21 protein-coding genes are annotated in these 26,007 nt (G+C 51.8%); 14 read left to right on the top strand and 7 right to left on the bottom strand.

The window, feature by feature from the left end:
* Nucleotides 1-510: 510 nt before the first annotated feature.
* Nucleotides 511-1,203, bottom strand: coding sequence for a hypothetical protein (locus tag ACO0LF_RS10745; RefSeq protein ID WP_423014087.1), 693 nt, complete (start codon nt 1,201-1,203; stop codon nt 511-513).
* A 44-nt stretch (nt 1,204-1,247) separates the two neighbouring features.
* Entirely contained in the window at nt 1,248-1,382 is a 135-nt protein-coding gene (locus tag ACO0LF_RS10740; protein ID WP_423014086.1) for a hypothetical protein, read from the bottom strand.
* A 265-nt stretch (nt 1,383-1,647) separates the two neighbouring features.
* On the opposite strand from ACO0LF_RS10740, the gene ACO0LF_RS10735 reads away from it, so the two are divergent.
* Nucleotides 1,648-2,172, top strand: a complete 525-nt coding sequence (locus tag ACO0LF_RS10735; RefSeq protein WP_423001937.1) for a YggT family protein — start codon at nt 1,648-1,650, stop codon at nt 2,170-2,172.
* A gap of 5 nt (nt 2,173-2,177) precedes the next feature.
* Here ACO0LF_RS10735 and ACO0LF_RS10730 read toward each other — a convergent pair whose 3' ends face one another.
* Complete coding sequence (locus ACO0LF_RS10730; RefSeq protein ID WP_423014085.1) at nt 2,178-3,179, bottom strand: LacI family DNA-binding transcriptional regulator; 1,002 nt, start codon at nt 3,177-3,179, stop codon at nt 2,178-2,180.
* Nucleotides 3,180-3,303: 124 nt separating this feature from the next.
* On the opposite strand from ACO0LF_RS10730, the gene ACO0LF_RS10725 reads away from it, so the two are divergent.
* Nucleotides 3,304-4,581, top strand: coding sequence for an amidohydrolase family protein (locus ACO0LF_RS10725; RefSeq protein ID WP_423014084.1), 1,278 nt, complete (start codon nt 3,304-3,306; stop codon nt 4,579-4,581).
* A gap of 70 nt (nt 4,582-4,651) precedes the next feature.
* Here the strand turns inward: ACO0LF_RS10725 and hemL are convergent, their stop codons facing one another.
* Both hemL and thiD read right to left on the bottom strand, forming a co-directional pair.
* On the bottom strand, nt 4,652-5,932 hold the full coding sequence (hemL, locus tag ACO0LF_RS10720; RefSeq protein ID WP_423014083.1) for a glutamate-1-semialdehyde 2,1-aminomutase: 1,281 nt from the start codon (nt 5,930-5,932) through the stop codon (nt 4,652-4,654).
* A gap of 65 nt (nt 5,933-5,997) precedes the next feature.
* The gene (thiD, locus tag ACO0LF_RS10715; protein WP_423014082.1) at nt 5,998-6,825 is read right to left on the bottom strand and encodes a bifunctional hydroxymethylpyrimidine kinase/phosphomethylpyrimidine kinase; all 828 of its coding nucleotides are present in this window, start codon (nt 6,823-6,825) and stop codon (nt 5,998-6,000) included.
* Nucleotides 6,826-6,994: 169 nt separating this feature from the next.
* Here thiD and ACO0LF_RS10710 point away from each other — a divergent pair, with 169 nt between their 5' ends.
* From ACO0LF_RS10710 to ACO0LF_RS10685, 6 genes are all read left to right on the top strand, one after another.
* Nucleotides 6,995-7,147, top strand: coding sequence for a rubredoxin (locus ACO0LF_RS10710; protein ID WP_110255217.1), 153 nt, complete (start codon nt 6,995-6,997; stop codon nt 7,145-7,147).
* Nucleotides 7,148-7,264: 117 nt separating this feature from the next.
* Complete coding sequence (locus tag ACO0LF_RS10705) at nt 7,265-7,657, top strand: response regulator (protein WP_423001942.1); 393 nt, start codon at nt 7,265-7,267, stop codon at nt 7,655-7,657.
* 39 nt (nt 7,658-7,696) lie between these two features.
* Nucleotides 7,697-8,062, top strand: a complete 366-nt coding sequence (locus ACO0LF_RS10700) for a response regulator transcription factor (RefSeq protein WP_162039914.1) — start codon at nt 7,697-7,699, stop codon at nt 8,060-8,062.
* 57 nt (nt 8,063-8,119) lie between these two features.
* A complete protein-coding gene (locus ACO0LF_RS10695) occupies nt 8,120-8,704 on the top strand; it encodes a chemotaxis protein CheW (protein ID WP_423014081.1) in 585 nt (194 codons plus the stop codon).
* Between the two features lie 58 nt (nt 8,705-8,762).
* Complete coding sequence (locus tag ACO0LF_RS10690) at nt 8,763-11,102, top strand: methyl-accepting chemotaxis protein (protein WP_423014080.1); 2,340 nt, start codon at nt 8,763-8,765, stop codon at nt 11,100-11,102.
* Nucleotides 11,103-11,192: 90 nt separating this feature from the next.
* On the top strand, nt 11,193-18,107 hold the full coding sequence (locus tag ACO0LF_RS10685; RefSeq protein WP_423014079.1) for an Hpt domain-containing protein: 6,915 nt from the start codon (nt 11,193-11,195) through the stop codon (nt 18,105-18,107).
* Between the two features lie 588 nt (nt 18,108-18,695).
* On the opposite strand, the gene ACO0LF_RS10680 is transcribed toward ACO0LF_RS10685, so the two are convergent.
* Entirely contained in the window at nt 18,696-20,186 is a 1,491-nt protein-coding gene (locus ACO0LF_RS10680; RefSeq protein WP_423014078.1) for a cryptochrome/photolyase family protein, read from the bottom strand.
* A 147-nt stretch (nt 20,187-20,333) separates the two neighbouring features.
* On the opposite strand from ACO0LF_RS10680, the gene ACO0LF_RS10675 reads away from it, so the two are divergent.
* The 6 genes from ACO0LF_RS10675 (at nt 20,334) to ACO0LF_RS10650 (ending at nt 25,029) form a co-directional block, all read left to right on the top strand.
* The gene (locus ACO0LF_RS10675; protein ID WP_423014224.1) at nt 20,334-20,951 is read left to right on the top strand and encodes a YqgE/AlgH family protein; all 618 of its coding nucleotides are present in this window, start codon (nt 20,334-20,336) and stop codon (nt 20,949-20,951) included.
* On the top strand, nt 20,951-21,346 hold the full coding sequence (gene ruvX / locus ACO0LF_RS10670; RefSeq protein WP_110255210.1) for a Holliday junction resolvase RuvX: 396 nt from the start codon (nt 20,951-20,953) through the stop codon (nt 21,344-21,346). Before ACO0LF_RS10675 ends, ruvX begins: the two co-directional genes overlap by 1 nt.
* Nucleotides 21,343-21,864, top strand: a complete 522-nt coding sequence (gene pyrR, locus ACO0LF_RS10665) for a bifunctional pyr operon transcriptional regulator/uracil phosphoribosyltransferase PyrR (protein ID WP_305258157.1) — start codon at nt 21,343-21,345, stop codon at nt 21,862-21,864. The genes ruvX and pyrR overlap by 4 nt, the downstream gene beginning before the upstream one ends.
* Complete coding sequence (locus ACO0LF_RS10660; RefSeq protein ID WP_422949513.1) at nt 21,857-22,828, top strand: aspartate carbamoyltransferase catalytic subunit; 972 nt, start codon at nt 21,857-21,859, stop codon at nt 22,826-22,828. Before pyrR ends, ACO0LF_RS10660 begins: the two co-directional genes overlap by 8 nt.
* Nucleotides 22,829-22,835: 7 nt before the next feature.
* The gene (locus ACO0LF_RS10655) at nt 22,836-24,122 is read left to right on the top strand and encodes a dihydroorotase (protein ID WP_423014077.1); all 1,287 of its coding nucleotides are present in this window, start codon (nt 22,836-22,838) and stop codon (nt 24,120-24,122) included.
* 175 nt (nt 24,123-24,297) lie between these two features.
* Nucleotides 24,298-25,029: a lysophospholipid acyltransferase family protein gene (locus ACO0LF_RS10650; RefSeq protein WP_423014076.1), complete on the top strand. Its 732-nt coding sequence runs from the start codon at nt 24,298-24,300 to the stop codon at nt 25,027-25,029.
* A gap of 113 nt (nt 25,030-25,142) precedes the next feature.
* Here ACO0LF_RS10650 and ACO0LF_RS10645 read toward each other — a convergent pair.
* The coding region (locus tag ACO0LF_RS10645) for a hypothetical protein (RefSeq protein WP_423014075.1) at nt 25,143-26,007 on the bottom strand (865 nt) is incomplete at its 5' end.

Below are 26,007 nucleotides of genomic sequence, written 5' to 3'. Positions count from 1 at the left end.
GTATCCCTCGGGATTGCTCATGATTTGCACAAGATGTAAAACGCGAGAGGCCTCACCAAACTGAATGGACAGTCATAGACAACATTGTTTTGAACTGTTAGTGCCGCAATACCTGGCTACACTGGGTATTGTGGCTATTGGTCTTTGTGTTTTGCAAAAGAATACCGGCGTCTGCAATTAATGCAGGCGTTTTTTGGGTTTGCCGCCAGGCCAGGAGCCGGCGTGGAACCTGTTTATGATCTGTAGCAAGCGGTCGTCAGCGGGGTCAGGGTAATAAAAACGCAGCGCAAAAAGCAGAATGTACTTTAGTACATGAGCATTTTGAGCAGCGCATGAGCCCCGATCACGTCCGCGCAGTAAGATCATAAGCAGGTTCTAAAGCAAACCATGATGGCTGAAGTGCCCCATCAATAGAGGGGATGGAGCAGTTCGGCCGGTGCAGAATTCATTAGCGCAAACAGCGATCATGTTTGTGCCGATGAATAATCCGCTTGAATGGATCGAGCGGATTTAATTTTTATCTGATTTTTTCCATTCCAATCGAAGGAGAAACAAAATGGCAACAGCACCACAACCGTCCCCGGACGAACCAGTAGCAGCGAAGAAACCTGCTGCAAAAAAAGCCGCCGCTAAAGTGGCAAAACCAGCTGCAGCGAAAAAAGCAGCGGCCAAGCCAGCAGCAAAAGCTGCAGCTAAACCAGCAGCCAAGGCAGCAAAAGCAGCTAAGCCAGCAGCAAAAGCAGCGGCCAAGCCAGCAGCAAAAGCTGCAGCTAAACCAGCAGCCAAGGCAGTAAAAGCAGCTAAGCCAGCAGCAAAAGCCGCAGCTAAACCAGCAGCCAAGGCAGCAAAAGCAGCTAAGCCAGCAGCAAAAGCTGCAGCTAAACCAGCAGCCAAGGCAGCAAAAGCAGCTAAGCCAGCAGCAAAAGCCGCAGCTAAACCAGCAGCCAAGGCAGCAAAAGCAGCTAAACCAGTAGCGAAAAAAGCAGCAGCGAAGCCAGCAGCAAAAGCGGCTAAGCCAGCAGCAAAAGCCGCAGCTAAACCAGCAGCCAAGGCAGCAAAAGCAGCTAAACCAGTAGCGAAAAAAGCAGCAGCGAAGCCAGCAGCAAAAGCGGCTAAACCAGCAGCAAAAGCAGCTAAGGCAACTAAGGCAGCTAAACCAGCGGCGAAAAAAGTAGCGGCTAAACCAGCAGCTAAGGCGGCCAAGCCAGCGGCAAAAGCGGCTAAGCCAGCAGCTAAAAAAGCAGCAGCTAAACCTGCAGCAAAAGCAGCAGCCAAGCCAGCGGCAAAAGCAGCAGCCAAGCCAGCGGCAAAAGCAGCAGCCAAGCCAGCGGCAAAAGCAGCAGCCAAGCCAGCAGCAAAAGCAGCGGCCAAGCCAGCAGCAAAAGCAGCGGCTAAGCCAGCAGCAAAAGCAGCAGCTAAGCCAGCAGTCGCAAAAAAAGCCGCGGCTAAGCCAGCCGCAAAAAAGGCCGCTCCAGCAAAACCAGCGACACCTGATGCAAAAACAGTTGTAAGTCCAAATGCAGCATGGCCTTTCCCAACTGGTAATCGCCCAGCATAATCTTTGATATGCTTGGTGGCCTGGTTTTATTCAGGCACAATACCCACTGTCTGATTCGTCATGCAGTGGGTTTTTTTTAAGGGTGTGTCGTGTTACTCAATAATTTGATTTATATTATCAAGGCTGTCACGGGTGTCTTTGCGGGCTTTTTGTTGCTGCGTTTCTGGATGCAGGCACAAAGGATCAGGCCTCCGGCATCACTGGCGCAAGCCATATTCAAGTTGACTGACTGGCTGGTCCATCCTATCCGGCGTGTCATTCCCGGGTTTGCCGGTTATGACTGGGCGACACTGATCGCTGCCTTGCTGGTGGCTCTCGCGACTGCCGGTTTTATCGTGTGGCTGGTGTTACCCGTGTTTTTGGTCGAACAGGCTTTTATCATGGCCGGGATCATGATGACGCAATGGATTATCTATGAGTTCATGGCCTTGCTCTTGCTTGAGGTGCTGTTCAGCTGGGTGAACCCCAGTGCACCTTTCGCGCCCTTTGTCAGAGCTTTGAACGAGCCTTTGCTGTCGCCGGTGAGAAAAATCATTCCTGCCATCGGTGGGCTGGATTTTTCCCCCATGATCGTTTTGATCTTGTTGCAGGTTTTGATTAACTCTATCGCTTAAAGCCTTTATTCGGGGCGAGCAGTTGATTGCCGTATCACCAGCTGTGACTTCAGCATTTCCCGCCTCAAAGGCGCTTCCGGGTCGACGATGCGGTTGACCAGTATCTGGGCCGTCAGATTGCCTATCGCTTGCTTGGGCTGGGCTATCGTGGTCAAGGGCGGGGTGCTGAACGAGGCCAAGGCAATGTCATCGTAGCCGATGACGGACAAGGCTTCCGGTATCTTGATGCCAGCCTCATTGGCTGCCCTGATGCCGCCTATTGCCATCAAATCATTGCTGGCGAAAATGGCAGTAGGCCGTTGTGGCAATGCCAGCAATTGCTGGAAGGCGTTAAAGCCTCCCTGGCTGGTAAAGTCGGCATGTAACAAATATTCACTTTTGAACTCCAGACCAGCTTCCTGCAGCGCACGGCGGTAGCCAGTAACACGGTCGCCACTGGGTAGCAGGATGTCAGGTCCGGCAACGCAGGCAATCTGCTTGTGACCTAGTCCTATCAGGTAACGGGTTGCTTCATAACCACCCTGTTCATGGTCGGCTTCGATAAAGTCTGCCACTACACCTGACACTTCTCTATCCACCAATACCTTGGGTATGCCTTCGTCGGCCAATAATTGTGTCAATTCTTCATCCGAGCCCGAGGACACCAGGATCAGGCCATCAATACGTTTTTCCATCAACACGCGGATATAGGCAGCCTGCTTTTTCGGATCATCGTAGGAATTGCACAGGATAATGTTATAGCCCAGCTTGAATGAAGCGTCTTCTATCCCCTGTATGATTTCTGCAAAATAGGGATTGGAATTATTCGGTATCATCATACCCAGAGTGTGGGTACGGTCGTTCTTGAGGCTGCGGGCCACGGCGCTGGGGATATAGCGCAATTCCTGTATCACGGCCAGCACACGTTCGCGTGCATCTTCACTGACGACACGGGTATTATTGATGACGTGAGAAACCGTGGTAGTGGAGACGCGCGCTTTCTCTGCGACTTGCTTCATTGTTGCCATAAGATTCCTGCCTTTCTGTGCCAAGATTATGACGCAGGATGGAGCCTGTGGCGCATATTTTCTGTAATAACTATGTACTAATCTATTTGCTAATCGATGTACTAATAATAGAGAGAGATTTCTGATGAACGATCTTGTCATACGCAATGCCAGTTTGCCAGATGGTCGCAAGGGTATCGATATCGCCATCCAGGATGGTCGCATCAGCGCTGTTGATGTAGCCTTGTCCGTCAGCGCGGCAGAAGAAATCAATGCCAACGGCAACCTGGTGACGCCACCATTTGTCGATGCTCACTTCCATATGGATGCGGTGCTTAGCTATGGCTTGCCGCGCGTAAATCAGTCCGGCACTTTGCTGGAAGGTATAGCCTTATGGGGCGAATTGAAACCCATGTTGACGCAAGAGGCACTGGTTGAGCGCGCCATGACTTATTGCGATTGGGCAGTAGGGCGGGGTTTGCTGGCAGTGCGTTCGCATGTGGATATCTGCGATGACCGTTTGCTGGCAGTCGAAGCCTTGCTGGAAGTAAAACGCCGCGTTGCTCCTTATCTGGATTTGCAGCTGGTGGCCTTTCCGCAAGATGGTATCTTGCGCAGCGCCACCGCGATGGATAATCTCAAGCGTTCCATCGCCATGGGTGTTGATGTAGTGGGTGGCATACCGCATTTTGAGCGCACCATGGCCGATGGCGCAGAATCGGTACGCCTATTGTGCGAGTTCGCTGCCGACAAAGGCTTGCGAGTCGATATGCATTGCGATGAATCAGATGATCCCTTGTCGCGCCATATAGAAACCCTGGCTTATCACACCCACAGACTGGGCATGCAGGGGCGGGTGGCAGGTTCGCACCTGACTTCCATGCATTCCATGGACAATTACTATGTCAGTAAATTATTACCATTGATACGCGAAGCTGGCGTCGCTGCCATCGCCAATCCCCTCATTAATATTACCTTGCAAGGCCGCCATGACACCTATCCCAAGCGCCGTGGCATGACCCGCGTGCCCGAGATGCTGGCTGCTGGCATAGAAGTCGCCTTCGGTCATGACTGTGTGATGGACCCATGGTATAGCCTGGGTTCAGGTGACATGCTGGAAGTCGCGCAGATGGGCCTGCATGTGGCGCAGATGACAGGACAGGACGCAATGCGCCAGTGCTTCCAGGCAGTGACCGCTGCACCTGCCCGCATATTGGGACTGGAAGGTTATGGTCTGGAAGTTGGCTGTAATGCGGATATGGTAATACTCGATGCCAGCGACCCGGTTGAAGCAATACGCTTGCGCGCTACCCGAACCCACGTGCTGCGCCGCGGCAAAATCATCAGCCAGACGCCTGTGCCGCATGCGAATTTGAATTTGCCGGGGCGGCCGGGACAGGTGGATTTTAGATCAAAAAAATGAAGCTACTGATATAGAAATAGAAGGGAGCCAGCATTAGCAAGCTCCCTTATCGTCCCAGCTTTTTCGAAGATCAGAGTTGTGCGAAAGCCTTTTCAGCCGCAGCAATCGTATCGGCAATAATGGCATCATCATGTTGCGCAGAAACGAAGCCAGCCTCAAAAGCAGATGGTGCCAGATAGACGCCCTGGTCCAGCATGAGGTGGAAGAAGCGGTTGAATTTTTCCTTGTCGCTGGCCATCATGGCGGCATAAGAACCCGGTACTTCATTCGCAAAATACAGACCAAACATGCCGCCGACGGCATCGGCACAGAAGCTGATGCCAGCAGCTTTGGCGGCGGCACTCAGGCCATCCACCAGCTTGCGGGTTTGCGCTGTCAGGTTTTCATAGAAGCCTGCCTGCTGGATAATTTTCAGGGTAGTCATACCCGCTGCCACGGCGACGGGGTTGCCTGACAAAGTGCCAGCCTGGTAGACGCCGCCCAAAGGTGCCATGTGACCCATCAAATCGGCGCGACCACCAAAGGCGGCGACCGGCAAACCACCACCGATGACCTTGCCCAGGCAAGTCAGGTCAGCCTGCACGCCATACAGCGCCTGCGCACCGTGCAGACCTACACGGAAACCGCACATCACTTCATCAAAAATCAAAACACTGCCATGCGCAGTACACAGCTTGCGCATGGTATTGATGAATTCTTGCGTAGCGCGTATCAAATTCATATTGCCAGCCACTGGTTCAACAATGACACAGGCGATTTGCTCACCGATGGATTTGAACACTTCTTCCAGTTGTTCGCAGTTATTATAGTCAAGCACCAGAGTGTGCTTGCTGAAGTCTTCCGGCACACCGGCAGAAGTCGGGTTGCCAAAGGTCAGCAAGCCACTGCCAGCCTTGACCAGTAAAGAATCAGCATGGCCATGGTAGCAACCTTCAAACTTGATGATCTTGTCGCGTTTGGTGGCACCGCGTGCCAGGCGCAGGGCGCTCATGGTGGCTTCAGTGCCGCTGGAAACCAGGCGTACTTGCTCTATGCTGGGTACAAGTTTGCAGATTTCTTCTGCCATCTCGACTTCACCTTCAGTCGGTGCGCCAAAGCTCAGGCCGCGGGCGGCTGCTTCTTGCACTGCGCTGATGACTTCAGGATGGGCATGGCCAACGATAGCGGGACCCCATGAGCCTATGTAATCGATATAGCGTTTGTCTTCCGCATCCCAAAAATAAGGACCGGCTGCGCGCGTGATGAAACGCGGTGTGCCGCCAACGGAGCGGAAGGCGCGCACAGGAGAATTCACCCCACCAGGCGTGGTCTTTTGGGCGCGGGCAAACAGGATGTCGTTTTTATCAGTCATGGTGGAGCTTCTGTAAAAGGTGATGCAAATAGGGGGAATAGTGACAGATGAATAGTAAGAGATTGTTAAAGCGTCAGTTGACGATCTTCCCTGGCCCAGAAATAGCGATCAGGTATCAGTCTGCCCATGCCCAGCCTTTGCGCATGGCTGAGGGCGGCGTGGGTAAACTCCTGGGCTTCCAGCACGGCTTCGGGTATTTCCAGTCCATTCGCCAGCAGAGCGGCAATCGCCGCAGACAAGGTGGAACCAGCACCGGCATGCGAGCCAGGCAATCTTTGCCAGACATCGCGCCTGACGACGCCAGATTCATTATATAAAGTGTTAACGACTTCACCGGTTTCACCCGCTGTGCCCGTGACTAATATATACTCGCAGCCGGATTCGATGAGCGTCATGGCATCGGCAGCCAGATCTTCAGCTTCGGCGTTCTCTTTCCAGGTTTCCGCCAGACGTGATAATTCAACAGCAGAAATCATCAGCAGGCTGGCTTGCGGGATCAGTAATTCGCGGATGGCCAGCACCAGATCCTCCGCTTCCGGCCCCTGTTCTGTGATGGCGGCATTGAAGGGATCCAGGATGAGCGGCAGTTCCGGATAGTCAGAAACGATTTCGGCGATGACGGTGACATTTTCCACGCTGCCCACCTGGCCGACTTTAAAGGCCAGTACTGGCATGTCTTCGAGCACGGTACGTGCCTGCTCATCGACTAAATCACCATCAAGTGGATGTAAATCATCGATTTGTGACGTATCACCAGTTAAAATGGCGGTCATGATGGGCAAACCGTAACAGCCCATGGCTGCAAACGATGCCAGATCGGCATGGATGCCAGTGGCTGCAACAGGATCTGATGCACCAAAGCTAAGTATTAGTGGAGAAATTTGGTTTTGCACGTTGGGTAGATTAATATAGCTGACTTCGTGAGGACTTAAATTACTCGCGCAAATGCCATTCGTAACACAATGCAAATACAATATTTGCAGCAGTTTCAATATTTTACTTGATTGAAGGGTTTTAGTCGTGACTGATACGGTAAGGGATGAGGTAGTTTTCAAGGCGTGGATGTGCTTGATTTGCGGTTGGGTATATGATGAAGAGCAAGGTTCCCCCGAAGACGGTATTCCAGCCGGTACCAAGTGGGAAGATGTTCCGATGAACTGGACCTGCCCCGAGTGCGGCGCCCGCAAGGAAGACTTCGAAATGGTGGCAATCTGATCGATTTTTCGATTTTTGATGTTGCTTAATATGTTTATTCAAGGAAAAAAAGCGCAAATGTGCGATTTTTTGTTACAGTGATATGTAACCTTAATACTGCCGGGAAGAGATGATTTTATGTCAACGTTGACAGGCAACGAGAACTTGAAAATCATGGTGATTGACGATAGCAGCACCATACGCCGTTCGGCTGAGATTTTTTTAGGACAGGCTGGGTACAAGATAGTATTGGCAGAAGATGGCTTTGATGCACTTGCCAAGATTAACGATTCTCGTCCAGACCTGATTTTTTGCGATATCCTCATGCCTAGACTGGATGGGTATCAGACTTGCGCTCTGATTAAGAAAAGCGCGAAATTCCGGGATACACCGGTAATTATGTTGTCTTCTAAGGACGGTTTATTTGACCGCGCCCGTGGTGCAATGGTCGGCTCTGATGAGTATCTGACCAAGCCTTTTACAAAGGATAGTCTGCTGAAAACTGTGAAAAATTACACTTCGGCGACCTAGGTTTATATAGTTAAGTTAGTTAATGTGAGGTAAAACAAGATGGCCATTCAAAAAATTCTGGTAGTAGACGATTCTCCAACAGAACGCTATTTCCTGACCGATGTATTGGTGAAAAATGGTTTTTCAGTATCAACAGCTGAAAACGGTGAAGAAGCCCTGACAAAAATCAAGGCAGACAAACCACAGCTGATCTTGATGGACGTGGTCATGCCTGGACAAAATGGTTTCCAGATCACCCGCGCAATCGCCAAGGATCCTGATACGCAAGATGTACCCGTGATTATCTGCACCAGCAAAAATCAGGAAACTGATCGTATCTGGGGCTTGCGTCAGGGTGCCCGTGATTACCTGGTCAAGCCGATAGACCCGGCAGAGCTGCTGGCGAAAATTTCTGCTCTTGGTTAATCCATATAGACAAGTTTTTATTCTTGCATCAATAATAAGATATCTGCGGATTGCCTCATGAATCAGACTGTGCGTGAAACTGCTGCAGCAAATCTGGAAGTTGTCAAACCTGAAAAGGGTGTGCGTCGTACCCGTTTGCGTGAATTTCAGGCGCAGCTGGTTGAACGCATGCAGGCTGCCCAGCGTGGTGGCTATACGAAACTTAGCCAGCTCGGCATTATGATAGGTCAGGGACGTTATCTCCTGGATTTGCGTGAATCCGGCGAGATCGTCACTGCGGGCACCCTCACCAGGGTGCCTTTGACGCGTGACTGGTACATAGGTTTGTCCAATATCCGCGGTAATTTGACTGGTGTCATTGATTTACCGCGTTTCCAGGGCATGGATAACACCAAGCAAGATACTCAGTGCCGGATTGTGGCTTTCGCCCCTGGCATGGCGTTTAACAGTGGCTTGCTGGTATCCCAGGTTCTGGGTTTGCGTACAGTTTCAGAAATGGAAGAAATCCCCTTTGACGACAATCAGCTGGAAAGCAAAGCCTGGTTGAAGAAGAAGTACAGGGATAAGGATGGCAACATCTGGTTTGAACTTAGTCTGGCCACGCTGGTGCAGGACCAGGATTTTTTGCAAATAGGTATTTAAGTCAGTATGTGCACTCAAGCAGAACTGACAGCTTTTCAATCGTTTAGGAGACTTAGTAATGGCATTTAATCTACCGTTCTTGTCCAAAGATAAAGAAGATCCGGAAATTGACGGAGCAGAGGTTGCGGCAAGGTCGTTCGGGAATGCTGATTCGATTGAAATTGAAGAAGCAAACAATGTAAAAATGGTGACTCCTGCTGCGCAGGAAGCTACCAGTACGCCTGCTGTGGCAGAAACTGCCGCACCCAAGGCCGACTCTTACGGTGACGCCACCTTTATTGGTGATGCACTGGAGAAGGGTACTGGCATGCGCCTGCCTATCATCGGCGGCATGTCGGTTCGTCGTCAGACCAACTTCTTGCTCGGCACGATGGTGTTCTTCCTGTTGCTGGGTGGTGTTTCGGTGTATCTGAACTCCGATCACTCGACCTTGCTGTCCACGCAAGCGCAAATCGCCGGTGAGTCGCTGATGCACTCGCAGCGTATTGGTAAAGCGGCACCGAATGCGATTCAGGGTAACGTCGAAGCGTTTAAACAGCTCAAGGATAGCCGGTCTGAAATGAACTCAGACTTGAACCTCTTGCTCAAGGGTGGTAATTACCAGGGCCGTTCGGTTAAAAAAGCCGACTCTACTCTGGAACCAGCCGTCAAAGAAGCGCAAAAAGCCTGGGACAATTCGAATAAGGCTGCGGAAACGATCTTGAACCGTCAAAAAGAATTGACGGGTTTCGGTCAGACACTGCAAAAAATGAATGCCCTGTCACCTATCCTGCTGGAATTGACCGAACAGATTTCCACCTTGAAAGTACAAGGCGGCGGATCTGCGCGTGAAATTAATGCTGCCGGTCAGCTGGTCATGTTGACCCAGCGTCTGGGTCGTAGTGCGAATGAATTCCTGACTTCCGAGGGTGTTAATCCTGAAACGGCGTTCTTGCTGGGTAAAGATACCAATACTTTCCGTGATCTGGTTGATGGCTTCCTGAAAGGCAGCGATGTATTGCGCCTGACAGCGACCAAGGATGCAGATACCCGCGACAAATTGACTGAACTGCAAAAAACCTTCTCTGAATACCAGGTATGGGTTTCCAGCATTCTGGGCAATCTGCAAAACTTTATCGCTGCAAAACAATCCGAACAGCTGGTGTTTAACGAGAACGAAGATCTCAAGATCAAGCTGTCCAAATTGCAGAAGACTTACACCACCGAGCAGGATGGTACCAGTATCTACTTCTACGCCATGCTGGGCTCTGCCTTCTTCGCGCTGCTGGCTGCGGTAGGTGTGGGTTTCGTTCAGTTGCAGGAAAGCCGTAACCGCGCCAGGGAAGCGAATGATCGCCGTCTCGAAGCTGCGGCACAGATGATGCAAGCGCAGAAACAGGAAGAAGAAGCGAAAGCCGCGAACGATCAGAATCAGGCTGCGATTTTGCGACTGATGAATGAATTGCAAGAGGTTGCGGATGGTGACTTGACTGTGCAAGCGACGGTTTCTGAAGATATCACGGGCGCGATTGCCGACTCGGTTAACTACACGGTGGAAGAGTTGCGCGGTCTGGTAGGTCGTGTTACGGCAACTGCAGAACAGGTTACTTCAGCTTCGACACAAGCGCAGAATATTTCCAGCGATTTGTTGACAGCGTCTGAACAACAGTCTCGCGAGATTTCTGATGCTGGTCAGGTGGTTTTGACGATGGCGGCTGAGATTACTGACGTTTCCCGCTCTGCGAATGAATCAGCACTGGTTGCGCGTCAGTCGGTTGCTGCGGCGGAGCAAGGTGCCCATGCGGTGGAAAACGCCATCAAGGGTATGAACGAGATTCGCGAACAAATCCAGGAAACTTCCAAACGTATTAAACGTCTGGGTGAGTCTTCACAAGAGATTGGTGAGATCACTGAACTGATTTCCGACATTACCGAACAAACCAACGTACTGGCGCTGAATGCGGCGATTCAGGCGGCGTCTGCGGGTGAAGCAGGTCGAGGCTTCTCGGTGGTTGCGGAAGAGGTTCAGCGTCTGGCGGAACGTTCAGCTGAAGCTACCAAACAGATTGGTGCGCTGGTTCGTACGATTCAAACGGATACCCATGACGCGGTTGCCGCGATGGAAAAATCCACTCAGGGTGTGGTTGAGGGAGCAAAACTGTCAGATGCGGCCGGTACGGCGCTGTCTGAAATCCGTAGCGTTTCCAACCGACTCGCGGAACTGATTCAAGGTATCTCGCTGGCGACGGAACAACAAGCTACCTCAGCCAACGGCGTTGCACAAAATATTCAACACATTTTGACCATCACCGAGCAAACGCAGCATGGTACGCAGCAAACTGCGGTTTCCATTAAAGAATTGTCCATGCTTGCGGAAGAACTCAAGAACTCTGTGTCACGGTTCCGGGTTGCCGCCTGATTTTCCAGCCCTGGTTGTACTAGCTGCAACCCTATCATATTTGCACGGCAATGGACTGCGGTCCATTGCCCTTGAGTTTGCGGAGTACGCATGACATCCGATTTTTCAAAATCGCCAGATCTTCCACAGGAACAGTTCGACATCGGGCCGTTGTCCTGGGTGATGGGAGAAGTGCGGGAAGCAATCACGAATGCTGGCAAGATGCTGACAGACGCACTTGCCCAGGACACTGAAACCCGCCCGACTACCTTATTGCATGCAAAAAGCTATCTGCACCAGGCCCATGGTGCCTTGCAGATTGTTGATATCGATGGTGTTTCCATCGTTACAGAAACCATAGAGGAATTACTCGAGCGCCTGCAAAATGGCCAGCTGGAGATGACGCAGGCAAATGTTGAAGTCATCGTCGATGCCTTCCATGCAGTCTTGCGCTATCTCGAAGATTTGCTGTCAGGCGCGCCCCATCAGCCAGTGCGCTTATTCCCTTATTATCGCGCCTTGCTGGAATTGAAAGGTGCTGAGCGTATTCATCCTGCTGATTTGTTCTTTCCTTCGTTATCCGCCAAAGAGCAGATACCTGAACTGGCCGTCAGCAGCAAGGCCGTAGCCGTCAGCTATACCGGTTTGCGCCAGCGCTTTGAAAAGCTCTTGCTGACAGTCTTGACCAGCAAAGACAAGGAACAGCAACGCGCCGCCACGCAATCCATGCATGACCTGATTGCAGAAATCGAAAACGGTCAAACTAATTCCCAGGCCAAGGCTTTCTGGGTAGTCATGCGCGCTTTTGTCGAAGCTGTGGGCCACGGTGCCATCGACAACCAGCAATATGTCAAACAGATCTTCGGTCGCATCAATTTGCAAATCCGCCGTCTGGTAGAAGGTGTCAGCACCATCCCGGAACGCCTTTTGCGCGATGCCCTGTTTTTCCTGGCCCAGGTTGAAAAACCTTCTCCTTTTGTCACCAGGGTGCGCAAGGCTTATCAGCTCGATGACAAAGTACCCGTTGATTATGACCAAAAAAATTATGGTCAGATTACCGCTGGTGCACTGACAGCCGCCAAAGAACAATTGTCGGCAGTGAAGAACTTGTGGGGCAGGATAGCCAATGGCGAAACTGGCCTGGCAGAAAAATTCTCGCAAAAAATGACAGACCTGGCCGATACCGGCGCAGGTTTGAATGCCCCTGCGCTGGCCAAGCTCTTGCGTGAACTGAATGGCATTGCCCGCCATGTCGCGCATTCGCCTGATGGCAGCAAACTAGGCATAGAACTGGCAACCAGTCTCTTATTCGTTGAGCATGCGCTTGACCATGTGACTCGTTTGCCAGCACATTTTGCCGAACGTGCAGAAGAAATCACGACACGTTTATTGTCTGTGGTATCTGGTGAAACCCCCCAAACCCAGGCTAGCTGGATGGGTGAGATTTCCCGCGAAGCACAGCAGCGCCAGACCATGGGTGTACTGGTAGGCGAGATGCAATCGAGTTTGCGTCATATAGAAAAAGTGCTGGATGAATATTTCCGCACACCTACTGATAAAGAAACACTGAAACCTATCGATGGCAATTTGCATCAGATCGGTGGCGCATTGTCCATGCTGGATCAGGATGACGCCGTACTGGCAGTCGACCATACCCGTCAGATGATCAGCAAGTTTTCTGCCGAAGATGCAGCAGACCCTGTGGCGCAAGCCGCCGCCCATGAGAATGTGGCGCAAAATATAGGTGCACTGTCTTTCTTCATCGAGACGCTGCAATCCCAGCCAGAAACGGCTAAAAAGAAATTCAGTTTCGATCAGGAAGCTGGCCTGTTCCGCTCCAACTTGCTGGAAGCACAGGCAAGCAAGGAATTGCTGCCTAGCGCAGATATACACCTGCCTGGCGATGAAGGCCATGGTCAGGAAAGCAAGGTCGCCATCCTCAAGACTGCCGAACAAGAACTGGCTCAGCAACAGCAGGAATCTGCTCGCCTGGCGGCTTCGCTGGCAGAAGCACCGCATGATGCTGGTTTGCAGGCACAACTGAAAAGCTCACTGGAATCCGAGCGTTCAGTGGCTATTTTGCTGGACGATACAGCAGCATCGGATCGCGCCAAATCTGCCATTGATCTCCTGGGTAAAACCGATCAGGCCGGTGCCTCAGAAGCTTTACAGGATATCGTTACTGCAGCGGCTGAACCCGTGGTGGCTACTGCGCAAGCACAGGAAATCCCTGACGGTGATGAAGCCATTGATGCCGAATTGCTGGAAATCTTCCTTATGGAAGCAGATGAAGTACTGGCCTATGTCCAGACTACTTTGCCGCTGTCCAGAAAAGATACCAATAACCAGGAATACCTGACCAGCTTGCGTCGTTCTTTCCACACACTCAAAGGCAGCGGCCGCATGGTTGGCCTGATGGTGTTTGGTGAAGCGGCATGGAGCATAGAGCAAGTCATGAACCTGTGGCTGTCTGACTCCCGTAGCGGCGATGAAAACCTGTATGCCCTGCTGGATCGCACTGCCCGCGAGATGGTCGAATGGGTAGAGGAATTAAAACAAAGCGGTGTCTCGCCACGCACTGGCAAAGCCATCATTGCCGCTGCAGAGCGCGTCAAGTCTGGCCTCGATTATCAGGATATTCCTGAGGTTGTCGAAGTTGCGCAAGTTGCCGAGGTTGCCGAAGTTACGCATGTGCTTGAGCCTGTAGCTGAAGCTGCTGCAGTCCCCGCCACACCAGTCGCTGAGCCTGAAGTCTTGCCTGTCCCAGTGGCAGAAGAAATTCAAGCTGCAGCCTTGCCTGTTGAAGCGGAAATTGAGGCGGTAGCTATTCCTGTTGTGGAAGAAGCTGCACCTGCAGTTGAACATGCTGCTGTTGAGCTGGAAGCATTCGACTTTACACCAGTTGAACTGGTGCCTGAACCTGAAGCTACAGCAGTAGTGCCTGCAGTTGCTGAAGAAGTTCCCGCTCCTGTCACATCAGGCTTGCCTGAATTGACGCTTGATACCCCTGCAGCTTCCCCTGCTGAAGAACATGCCTTGCCATTGGAGCTTGCGCTGGAAGTGGCAGTAGCTACTGAAGACATGCCAGTCGAGGACGCTGAAATACTGGTTGCTGAAGTACCACTGGCAGTGGAAGACGTAGCAGAAACAGCAGCAATAGCAGAAACAGTGGCCGAAGCATTGCCAGAACCAGTGGCAGAACTGACATTGGATACGCCTGCAGTACGTGCAGAAGAACTGGTTTTGACAGATTTGCCAGCAGACTTGCCGCCTGAAGTGAGCTTGCCAGTTGAACCTGTTGTTACTACAGAAATTCCGGCAGTAGTCGAAGCAATTGAAGTCGCAACAGCACATGAAGTTGCTGAAGCTGCTACGGCAAAAATCATCGACTTCCCTGATTTGTCGACACCATCGCCTAGCGTGGACGACAATATCAAGCGCATAGGTGATATAGAAATCAGTCTGCCTCTGTACTCCATCTATATGGCGGAAACAGATGAGATCGTGCGTTTCCTGGTGCAGGACTTCGCCGAATGGAGACATGAGCCACATCGTCATGTTTCTACTCATGCCATCCACGCCAGCCATTCACTGGCGGGCAGCTCGGCAACAGTAGGCCTCAAGCCTTTGCAAGAACTGGCGCATAGCCTGGAATTTGTCTTGCAGAGACTGGAACGTCATCCTGTCAGCTTGCTGGAAACAGAATTCGACGTGCTGGAACGCGCTCTGGATTCTGCCAAACGCATGCTGCAAAAGTTTGCCTTGTCAGAAATGGCAGCATCTGCGCCAGAAGAAATTCGTCAGCTCGAACATTTGTTGCAAGTCGTCATAGAGCGCTCGAATGCCGGTGCTGATGAAGAGTTCATCACTTCCACCAATGAGAAACTCGACCCGATCGCCTTGTCTGCAGATCTGCATCAAGCTGACGCGCTCGCAGAAGATACGTTGAGCATAGATGCGATCGATAGCTTGCCAGTAGTCGAAACAAGTGAGTTGATCACAGCAGCAGAATTGCCAGAAACAATAGAATTGCCAGCAGAAGAATTACCAGTCCTTGCTGACGCCTTGCATGATCCAGACTTCAATCTGGATCATGCAGAAGTACTGGAAGCCTTGCCTGTTGTCGAAGAAGAGCTGGTGGCTGACTTGCCTGTAGAGGCTGAGCCGGAAATTATTACTGCAGAAGCGATAGTCGCAGAACCTGTTGTTGCAGATGTTATCGACCACTTGCCTGAGCTGGATGGTTTGACGACGATAGATGCAGTTGCTTTGCCAGAACCGGAAGCGCCAGTAGAAACCATTACTGATCGTATCGGTGCCATCATGACGGATGCCATGGATGACATTCTTCCAGTGGAAGCTGTTGCCGAGCTGTCTGAACTTGAGTCTGCAGTCGAAGCTGAACCGGTGATTGAACCAGTGGTTGAACCAATTGCTGAGCCAGTTATTGAGCCAATGAGTGAGCCTGAACCTGTGGCAGAAGCACTGGTGGCTGAAGCTGTACCAGCAGAACCTGCAGTACCAGTTGCCATAGCCGAACCTGTGACTCAGGCTGCAGTACCGGAATACGTTGCACCAGTGAGTGACGGTACGGTCCAGATCCGTGATGACCTGGATATGGACTTGTTGCCTGTCTTCATAGAAGAAGGTAATGACTTGCTGCCTATGGTTGGTCAATTGCTGCGTACCTGGCAAGACAAGCCGGATGACATGGCCGCACCACAAGCTATCGCCCGTATCATGCACACCATCAAAGGTAGTGCGCGTATGGCCGGTGCCATGGGCCTGGGTCAGCACATCCATGACATGGAATCACGTATCGAAAGTTTGATGCATGGCGGTAGCGCGGTGCGCGCCTCCCTGCTTGATGACTTGCTGGCACGTCACGATCACAGCATGCATATGTTTGACCGCTTGCTGCATCCAGAAGCCTATGCAGCACCAGTGCAGGCAGATGCACCGCTGACCACAGCGCAAGAGCTGGATCAGTTCCAGGAGCAAATGGCAGCCAGCAATACAGATGCACCAGTGATCATCAATGAATTGGTGAACCTGACGCCTGTCGTGCCTATGATGACACGTGCTACACCATCGACAGCCGTGGCTGCTCCGGTAAACACGCCGGTGGGCGCAAATACCCCGGTTCCACTGGTACGTGTGCGTGCCGATATTCTTGACCGTCTGGTTAACCAGGCCGGTGAAGTTTCCATCTCGCGTTCACGTCTGGAAAATGAAGTCAGCACCTTGCGCTCATCTCTCAGCGAATTGACAGAGAACGTCAACCGTCTGCGCGATCAGTTGCGTGAAGTCGAGATCCAGGCAGAAACCCAGATCACCTCACGTATGGCGCATTCTGGTGACCGTGAATTTGATCCGCTGGAATTCGATCGCTTCACCCGTTTGCAAGAATTGACACGCATGATGGCCGAAAGCGTCAGCGACGTTGCCACAGTGCAAACCAACTTGACCCGTACTATTGATGGCGCATCGAATGACTTGCTGGTGCAAGCGCGTTTGACACGTGACTTGCAACAGGATTTGATGCGCGTGCGTATGATACCTTTCGCCAGTATTTCCGAGCGTCTGTATCGCGTGACTCGCCAGACTTCCAAAGAAGTCGACAAGCGCGTCAACCTGGATATTCGCGGTGCCACGGTAGAGATGGATAGGGGCGTTCTGGAAAAAATGGCCGGTCCTTTCGAACACTTGCTGCGTAATGCAATTGTCCACGGCATAGAAAGCCGTGCGCAAAGGCGTAACAATGGCAAGGAAGAAACCGGTGAATTGCTGATTGAGATTCGTCAAGAAGGTAATGAAGTCGTGATACGCTTCAGCGATGATGGTCAGGGCCTGAACTTGACCCGCATCCGCGAAAAAGCGCTGTCCGTTGGCTTGATTACGCATGAAGATAATCCTGGTGAGCTGGAAACAGCCAACATGATTTTCGAACCTGGCTTCTCGACAGCGACTGAAATCACTGAACTGGCTGGCCGTGGTGTCGGTATGGACGTGGTCCGTTCCGAAGCCGCATCCCTGGGTGGTCGTGTAGAAGTGACGACCAGCGAAGGCAAGGGCGCAGAATTCACGATTCGCCTGCCTTTGACACTGGCTGTGACGCAGGTGGTATTGCTGAGTTCTGGTGGCCGTACTTTTGCCGTACCTTCCGTTCTGGTAGAGCAAGTACAGCAACTGAAATCCAATGCCCTGGCCAATGCCTATAACGATGGCGCAGTCATGTGGCAAGGTCAGCGTGTGACTTTGTACTACCTGTCCTCCATGCTGGGTCAGGACGACGCGACACCGATGACACAACAATACAGCCCGCTGCTGATCATGAAGAGCGGTGGCGAGCGTGTTGCGATTCACGTCGATGACGTTCTGGGTAACCGCGAGGTGGTTGTTAAAAACATCGGCCCGCAACTGGCACGTATGACAGGTATCGCTGGCGCGACCGTACTCGGTTCCGGTGAAATCGTTCTGATCCTGAACCCTGTGCCACTGGCACAACGTATGGAACATGAACATGCACGCCTGCAGCAACTGGGTGCAGAAGCTACACCTGAAATGGGTGCAGTCGCCAACCTGCAAACTGCAACAGAAGTTGCTGAAACCAAAACCCAGCCAGTACAGGGCTTGCGTACTCAACATACGGTCATGGTAGTCGATGATTCATTGACCGTACGCCGCGTGACCCAGCGTTTGCTGACACGTGAAGGTTATCAGGTCATCCTGGCAAAAGACGGTATTGATGCGCTGGAGCAGTTGCAGTCAGTCACACCAGACGTGATGCTGGTCGATATCGAAATGCCACGCATGGATGGTTTCGATCTGACCCGCAACGTCCGCAGCGATTCACGTACCAGCCATATCCCTATCATCATGATCACTTCGCGTACTGCGGATAAGCATAGGAACTATGCGAAAGAACTCGGTGTTAATGAGTACTTTGGTAAGCCTTATCGCGAGGATGATTTGCTGGGGGCGATTATGGGGTTCCTGGGTAAAGATGCGGCGGTGATTGTGTAAGTAGGCTGTAGATTTAACGTAGTCAAAAAAGCAGAGAGTGATCTCTGCTTTTTTGTTTTAACGATTAATCTTTGATGGGCCTCAAATAAATGCCATGTATGCGGAATTGCCGTGAACTAAAAGTCGTCATTCCAGCATGCTTTTAGCTGGAATCCAGTGGCGTTTGCAGCATGCCGTACTGTGATATACAGGCGTACATTTTCAACGCCGACATTTGGTGAATTACGATCGCAGGCCGGTGGTAGACCGGCGGCTACTTACCTTTTTGCTTCGCCAAAAAGGTAAGCCAAAAAGGCGACCCAGGCGTAGCCACCCCTGCGGGGTCCCCATTTGTGCAGTACAAAAAATGGGAAGATCCGAAACTCGCTTCGCTCAGACAGCGGCTCTTCTTAATCCATTTTCTGTACAGCACAAATGGCGTCTACACATGGGAACTGCAAAAGTCAAAAGCAACGGCAACGTCAAAACCAACGTCAAAACCAACGTCAAAACCAACGTCAAAACCAACGTCAAAACCAACGTCAAAACCAACGTCAAAACCACATCAACACATTGCTATCAGCGCCGGTTTATCAAACCTTCACTCCTTCACTCATCCTCACCATGCGTAGCCACCTTCTTCACCACCGCATACCGCGTCAAAGTCTGTTTGCGTGCCACATCATGTTCGACCAGCGGAAATGGATAATCCCTGCCTATCTTCACCCCAGCCTGTTCCAGTAACAGCGGTGCAGCCTTCCAGGGCGCATGGATACTGCGTTTATCCAGTGTCGCCAGTTGCGGCAGGTAGCGTTTGATGAACTTGCCTTCGGCGTCGAATTTTTCTGACTGGGTGATGGGATTGAAGATGCGGAAGTAGGGTTGGGCGTCGCAGCCTGAGGAGGATGCCCATTGCCAGCCGCCGTTGTTGGCGGAGAGGTCGAAGTCGTTCAGGTGTTCGGCGAAATAGGCTTCGCCGCGGCGCCAGTCTATGCCCAGGTCTTTGATGAGGAAGCAGGCGGTGACCATGCGCAGGCGGTTGTGCATGTAGCCGGTCTGGTTCAGTTGCAGCATGGCAGCATCGACCAGGGGGTAACCGGTACGGCCTTCGCACCAGGCGGCGAAGTGGGCGTCTGCTTGCGGGCCGGTTTCCCACTGTATGGCATCATAATCTGGTTTGAACGAGCGGCTTGCTACATGCGGGTGATGATGCAGGATCATGAAATAAAAGTCGCGCCAGACCAGCTCAGACAACCAGATTTCTGCGCCGCGATTGGCAGAGATACGCATTTGCCGCAGGGCTTCCTGCACCAGTTGACGTATCGATATCGTGCCAAAGCGCAAATGGACTGACAGATAAGACGGCCCCTTGATCGCCGGAAAATCACGCGACTGGTCGTACAGCTTCATACGGCCAACAAAATCTTCCAGCAAAGCCCGTGCACCCGACATGCCTGCGGCTACTGGCATACGACGTTCAGTGGCTTGCGCAAAACCCATTTCGGCCAGCGTCGGTATGGTTTGCGCTGAGATGCTGCTTAGCTTGTGCGCATATTTTTCTATGGGGTAAGAACGCGAATAAAAGTCGCTTCCTTCTGCATGGAATTTTTTCAGCCAGGCATTTTTGTAGGGAGTAAAAACCGAGAAGGGCGCATTTGCCAAGGACAAGACTTCTGCCTTTTCAAAAATGACCTGATCTTTAAAACTCAGAAATGCACAATTTCGTTTTGATAATTCTTGCCTGACGGACTCATCACGGGCCACTGCCTGAGGTTCGTAATCATGATTGGTGAACACGGCGTCCACATCAAGCTCAGCCACCAGTTGCGGTATGGCTGTTTCTGCATAGTCATAACGTACCAGCAAGCCACCGCCCATTTGTTGCAGTTCTTGATCCAGTTCAATAATACTTTCATGAATAAAGGCTAGCCGCCTGTCATTTTCTGGCAAATTGTCTAATATTGTTTTATCAAAGATAAAAGCGCAGTAGACAGTATCGCTTTGCCGCAGGGCACGATACAGGGCAGCATGATCAAAATTACGCAGGTCGCGGCGGAACCAGACCAGCGAGCGAGGAAAGTGAGTTTGGATTTCTTGCATGATCTGTGAAGTAGTGTGGTCAAAACGCAGTGTGGCACCTTAGCACACATCGAAAATACACGCTAAAAATGCTAAAATGTGACTATGGCGAAGCAAACAAAATCACTACATACCAATCTGCACGACGATGCAACACAGTCGGCCCCCATGACTTCCAGACATAAATTTCAGGTGAAACGCGAAGATGATAACAATTTGGAATTGAATTTAACCAATCATTTCCTGATTGCAATGCCATCCATGATGGACCCCGTCTTTGGTGGTACCGTCATTTATTTGTGCGAGCATAGTCCACGCGGTGCCATGGGCATGGTCATTAACCGGCCCATAGAGTTGACCGTGGCTGGCCTGTTTGACCGCATAGACCTGAAGCTGGAAATCATTCCTGACTCCCACCCCATAGGCAAGCGCCCTGTCATCTTTGGCGGGCCGGTGCAGGATGACCGTGGCTTTGTCTTGCATACGCCAGTCGGTGCTTATTCATCTTCGCTCAAGGTCACTGACGAGATTGCCTTCACCACCTCGCGCGATGTGCTGGAAGCCGTGGCAGCTGGTGATGGGCCTGAACAAGTTCTGATCAGCGTCGGTTATGCTGGCTGGGGTGCAGGTCAACTGGAGCAGGAGATTTTGGCCAATGGCTGGCTGACAGTCGCTGCCGATGCACGCATCCTGTTTGATTTACCGCTGGAAGAACGTTTTGCCGCCGCCATCAAATTGCTGGGTATAGACCCATTGATGCTGGCAGCCGAAGCGGGGCATGCCTGATGGCTGCAAGCGAAGGTACGGTACTCGCCTTTGATTTTGGTTTAAAACGCATAGGCGTTGCCGTTGGCAATACTTTTTTGCGCCAGGCCGAAGCACTCAGCATTATCCATGCTCCTACCAATGACGGCAAATTTGCCGACATCACCAAGCTCATAGAAAAATGGCAGCCTGTGCTCTGCGTGGTGGGTTTGCCCATGCACCCGGATGGTGCCGATAATGAAATGACACAGCGCTGCAAGCGCTTTGCCAACCAGCTTAATGGCCGCTTCAACCTGCCTGCCGTGCTGGTCGATGAACGCTATTCCTCTGCCGTACTCTCAAGCTCGCGTGGCGAGTTCATCGATGACGATGCGGCTGCCCTTATTCTGCAACAATATTTTGATGAAACGCCATGACTACCACGACCACTAATGCTGCCCAGCTTGATGCAGAGGCACTGTATCAGCAGCTACTGGAGCAAATCAGGCCACATGCGCTGGCACAAGACAAACTGGCCATCGTTGGCATTTATTCAGGCGGCGCGTGGATAGCCGAACGCCTGGTGCAGGATCTGGGCTTGCCGAATAAAGCCGGTCGCATCGATGTATCTTTTTATCGCGACGATTATGCCGCCAAAGGCCTGCATGCCGAAGTCAAACCTACGCAAATTCCTTTCGATGTCGATGGTGCACAAATCATCCTGGTAGATGATGTGTTGTACACAGGCCGCACGACACGCGCCGCCATCAATGAATTATTTGATTATGGCCGCCCGGCCCGCATCATGCTGGCTACCCTGGTAGACCGTGGTGGCCGCGAATTGCCGGTGGCTGCTGATTTTGTAGCACATACCGCCTCATTTGAACCCGCCGTCTCTGTCAATCTGCAACGTGCAGATGACGGCACTTTCAGCATCTCTGTCGACCATGCATAATCCCCAGCTCAATAAACACGGCGAACTCCAGCATTTGCTGACGATAGATGGCTTGCCGAAAGCCATCGTCAACCATATTCTCGATACTGCTTCTTCCTTTGTCAGCGTCAGCGACAGGGAAGTCAAAAAAGTGCCGCTGATGCGTGGCAAAAGCGTCTTCAATCTGTTCTTTGAAAACTCTACCCGCACGCGTACTACCTTTGAAATTGCCTCCAAGCGTTTGTCGGCAGATGTCATCAATCTCAACATCGCCGCTTCCAGTACCAGCAAGGGTGAATCCCTGCTCGACACTATCGACAATCTGGCCGCTATGCATGCTGACATGTTTGTCGTGCGTCATGCCACTTCAGGCGCGCCTTTCCTGATCGCCAAGCATTTGAACGACACCAAACAACATCATGTGCACGTGGTGAATGCCGGTGATGGTCGCCATGCCCACCCCACCCAGGGTTTGCTGGACATGTACACCATACGCCACTACAAAAAAGACTTCACCAACCTGACAGTCGCCATTGTTGGTGATGTCTTGCATAGCCGTGTCGCCCGTTCTGATATCCATGCCTTGACCATGCTGGGTGTACCAGAAGTGCGCGTGATAGGCCCGCGTACTCTGTTGCCGGGTGGCCTGGAGCAAATGGGGGTGCGGGTATTCAATAACATGGATGAAGGCCTCAAAGGGGTCGATGTCATCATCATGCTGCGCTTGCAAAATGAACGCATGAGCGGTGCCTTGCTGCCTTCAGCACAAGAATATTTCAAGAGCTATGGCCTGACGCCAGAACGCCTGGCCCTGGCAAAACCAGACGCCATCGTCATGCACCCCGGCCCCATGAACCGTGGTGTGGAAATTGATTCTGCCGTGGCCGATGGCCCGCAGGCAGTGATACTGCCGCAAGTGACTTTTGGTATCGCCGTGCGCATGGCTGTCATGAGCATTGTTGCAGGCAACAGCGGCGGGGTATGAGGAGAATATGAAGATACATATCAAAAATGGCCGCGTGATTGATCCGGCAAGTGCTAACGATGCAGTACAGGACGTGTTTATCGCTGCTGGCAAGATCATCGCCCTGGGCCAGGCACCAACCGACTTTGTCGCTAATAAAACTATTGATGCAACTGGCTTGATCGTCACCGCTGGCCTGGTAGACCTCAGTGCTCGCCTGCGTGAACCCGGCTTTGAATACAAGGCCACGCTGGAATCTGAATTGCAGGCCGCCATGCGCGGCGGCGTCACCAGCCTGGTATGTCCGCCAGATACTGACCCCGTGCTGGATGAATCTGGCCTGGTAGAAATGCTTAAGCAAAGAGCGCGCATGCAAAACAAGGCCCACGTTTATCCGCTGGGAGCGCTGACCATAGGTTTGAAAGGCGAGTCCCTGACCGAGATGGTTGAGCTGACAGCGGCAGGCTGCATAGGTTTCTCTCAGGCCGAAGAAACCATCGCCAATACCAATACCCTGCAAAGAGCTTTGGATTATGCCGCCACCTTTGGTTTCACCGTTTGGCTGCGTCCGCAAGATGCCTACATAGGCAAGGGTGGTGTTGCCCACAGCGGCCCGCTGGCGTCACGCCTGGGTTTGTCTGGCGTGCCTGTCATGGCCGAAACGATTGCTCTGCACACCCTGTTTGAACTCATGCGTGCCACAGGCGCCAAAGTGCATCTGTGCCGCATCTCTTCTGCCGCTGGACTGGACTTGATACGCAAGGCCAAGAAAGAAGGCTTGCCGCTGACCTGCGATGTTGGTGCCCATCATGTGCATCTGACGGACGCTGACATTGGCTACTTTGATTCCAACGCCCGCCTGACACCACCTTTACGCAGCCAGCGTGACCGCGATGCCATTTCTGCGGCATTGAAAGACGGCACCATCGATGCAATATGCTCAGACCATACGCCAGTCGATGATGATGAAAAACTGTTGCCCTTTGCCGAAGCATCGCCAGGTGCTACCGGCCTGGAATTGCTATTGTCACTGGCACTGAAATGGGCAGAAGACAGCCGCGGTGACGTCAGCCTGAGCTTGGCTTTGTCCAGGATCAGCCAGCATGCCGCCAAAGTGGCAGGCGTACCCGCCGGCCAAATCGCCGTAGGCCAGGCAGCCGACATCTGCATCTTTGATCCTGCCACGCGCTGGAAGGTAGAAGCCAAAGCCCTTGCCAGCCAGGGCAAGCACACGCCTTTCCTGGGTTATGAATTGCCAGGTGTGGTCAAGGCGACGATAGTGTCAGGGCATATTGCGTTTGATACCTTGCATTAGTTGTTTTGATAGGCGTGTCAGGTTTTAAGATCGTAAACAGGTTCTGAGATGCGGCTTTGACTGCATCATTAGGGTAGTAGAACAGCTGGTTGGGAGTATGGTTCACCGTACTCCCGTTTGTTTTATTGCGATGTGCATTTTTTTCTTGCCCCTTGTGGGTATGTGCGAGTTGGGCATGATCGTTTGGCATTTTTTCCGGGTATTCCTTCACCTCATGTCAGGTTTGCTGACTTGCGCGACGATCTTTCCATTTGTCAGCGATGCCAGGCGCGAGGCGCTGGTGCGCCGCTGGTCGGTCAGGCTGTTGGCGATCTGCACTGTGAATGTGGTTTTCAAAGATAAAAGTCAGGGTGTGGTCGCAGAGTCTGCGGTGGTTGTTTCCAATCACATTTCCTGGCTGGATATTTTTGTGATCAACACTTTGCATCCTTGCCATTTCGTCGCCAAGGCAGATATCCGTAACTGGCCTCTACTGGGATGGTTGTGTGAAAAAGCCGGTACTATTTTCCTGGCGCGAGGCAAAGTACGTGAGGTGCGCCGTATTTATGAAGGCCTGGTACACCAGATAGCGGCTGGCAAGCGCATTGCTTTTTTTCCTGAAGGCACAACCGCAGCGCAAGGGAATTTACTTTCTTTTCACGCCAATTTGTTTGAGGCGGCGATAGAAGCCCGCGTACCGGTGCAGCCTTTTGTGGTGCGCTATATGGATGCACAGGGCCAGTTTCATTCTGCAGCAGATTTTATTGGCGACATGACTTTTGTAGAAAGCATGCGCACCATACTCAAAGCCCCACCCATGACGGCAGAATTTATACGTCTGCCAGCCATACCGACTGAAGGTGCGCATAGAAGGGACGTGGCACAGTCAGCCCGTAAACTCATTGCTGAAGAATTGATGATTCAATAGACATCTATTTTCTGACAATATGACTCCCTATCCCTAGAGGGATGAACTGCAAGCTTAGCTTGAATAGCCGCTCGCAGTTCTTTCTTAGTCATTATTCAAGTTCCTTTATTGCACTAACGTCGATAGCTGGCAGTGATACTGGGTGCAGTCCCATTATTGGCAAGATTGTTGGCATTGTCACGGGCCTCGACCTTAAAGACAATATTGGTAGTCGCTCCTGATGCAGGTAATAGTGCTGCACAACTCAGGCCATTTTCATTGATCCAGTTACCTGTAAAGCTGAAGCTTTTGTTTCCTGTACTTGCGTTCAAATCCATATAGCAAGCAGAATTAGTGGCGGAGGTGCCTGCATGTATGCGCAGCATGCCGACACTGGAACCACTGACAGAGAAGCTGCCATTGATCGCCTGGCCTACGCCACTCTGACTGGCGCTCAGGCTACTGACCGTGATGGGGCTGGCCGCAGATTGATAACTGGCAGTGATACTGGGTGCAGTTCCATTATTGGCAAGATTGTTGGCATTGTCACGGGCCTCGACCTTAAAGACAATATTGGCAGTCGCTCCTGATGCAGGTAATAGTGCAGCACAACTCAAGCCATTTTCATTGATCCAGTTACCTGTAAAGCTGAAGCTTTTGTTTCCTGTACTTGCATTCAAATCCATATAGCAAGCAGAGTTTGCAGCGGATGTACCGGCATGGATGCGCAGCATGCTGACACTGGAGCCACTGACAGAGAAGCTGCCATTGATAGCCTGGCCTATACCGCTTTGACTGGCGCTCAAACCGCTGACAGTGATGGGGCTGGCCGCAGACTGATAGCTGGCAGTGATACTGGGTGCAGTCCCATTATTGGCAAGATTGTTGGCATTGTCACGGGCCTCGACCTTAAAGACAATATTGGCAGTAGAGCCGGATGCAGGTAATAGCGCAGCACAACTCAAGCCATTTTCACTGGCCCAGTTACCTGTAAAGCTG

Source organism: Undibacterium sp. Di27W (assembly GCF_049340345.1).
Lineage (GTDB): Bacteria > Pseudomonadota > Gammaproteobacteria > Burkholderiales > Burkholderiaceae_D > Undibacterium.
The sequence above is the reverse complement of the archived record's forward strand: the minus strand, read 5'-3'. Positions and strand labels throughout refer to the sequence as shown.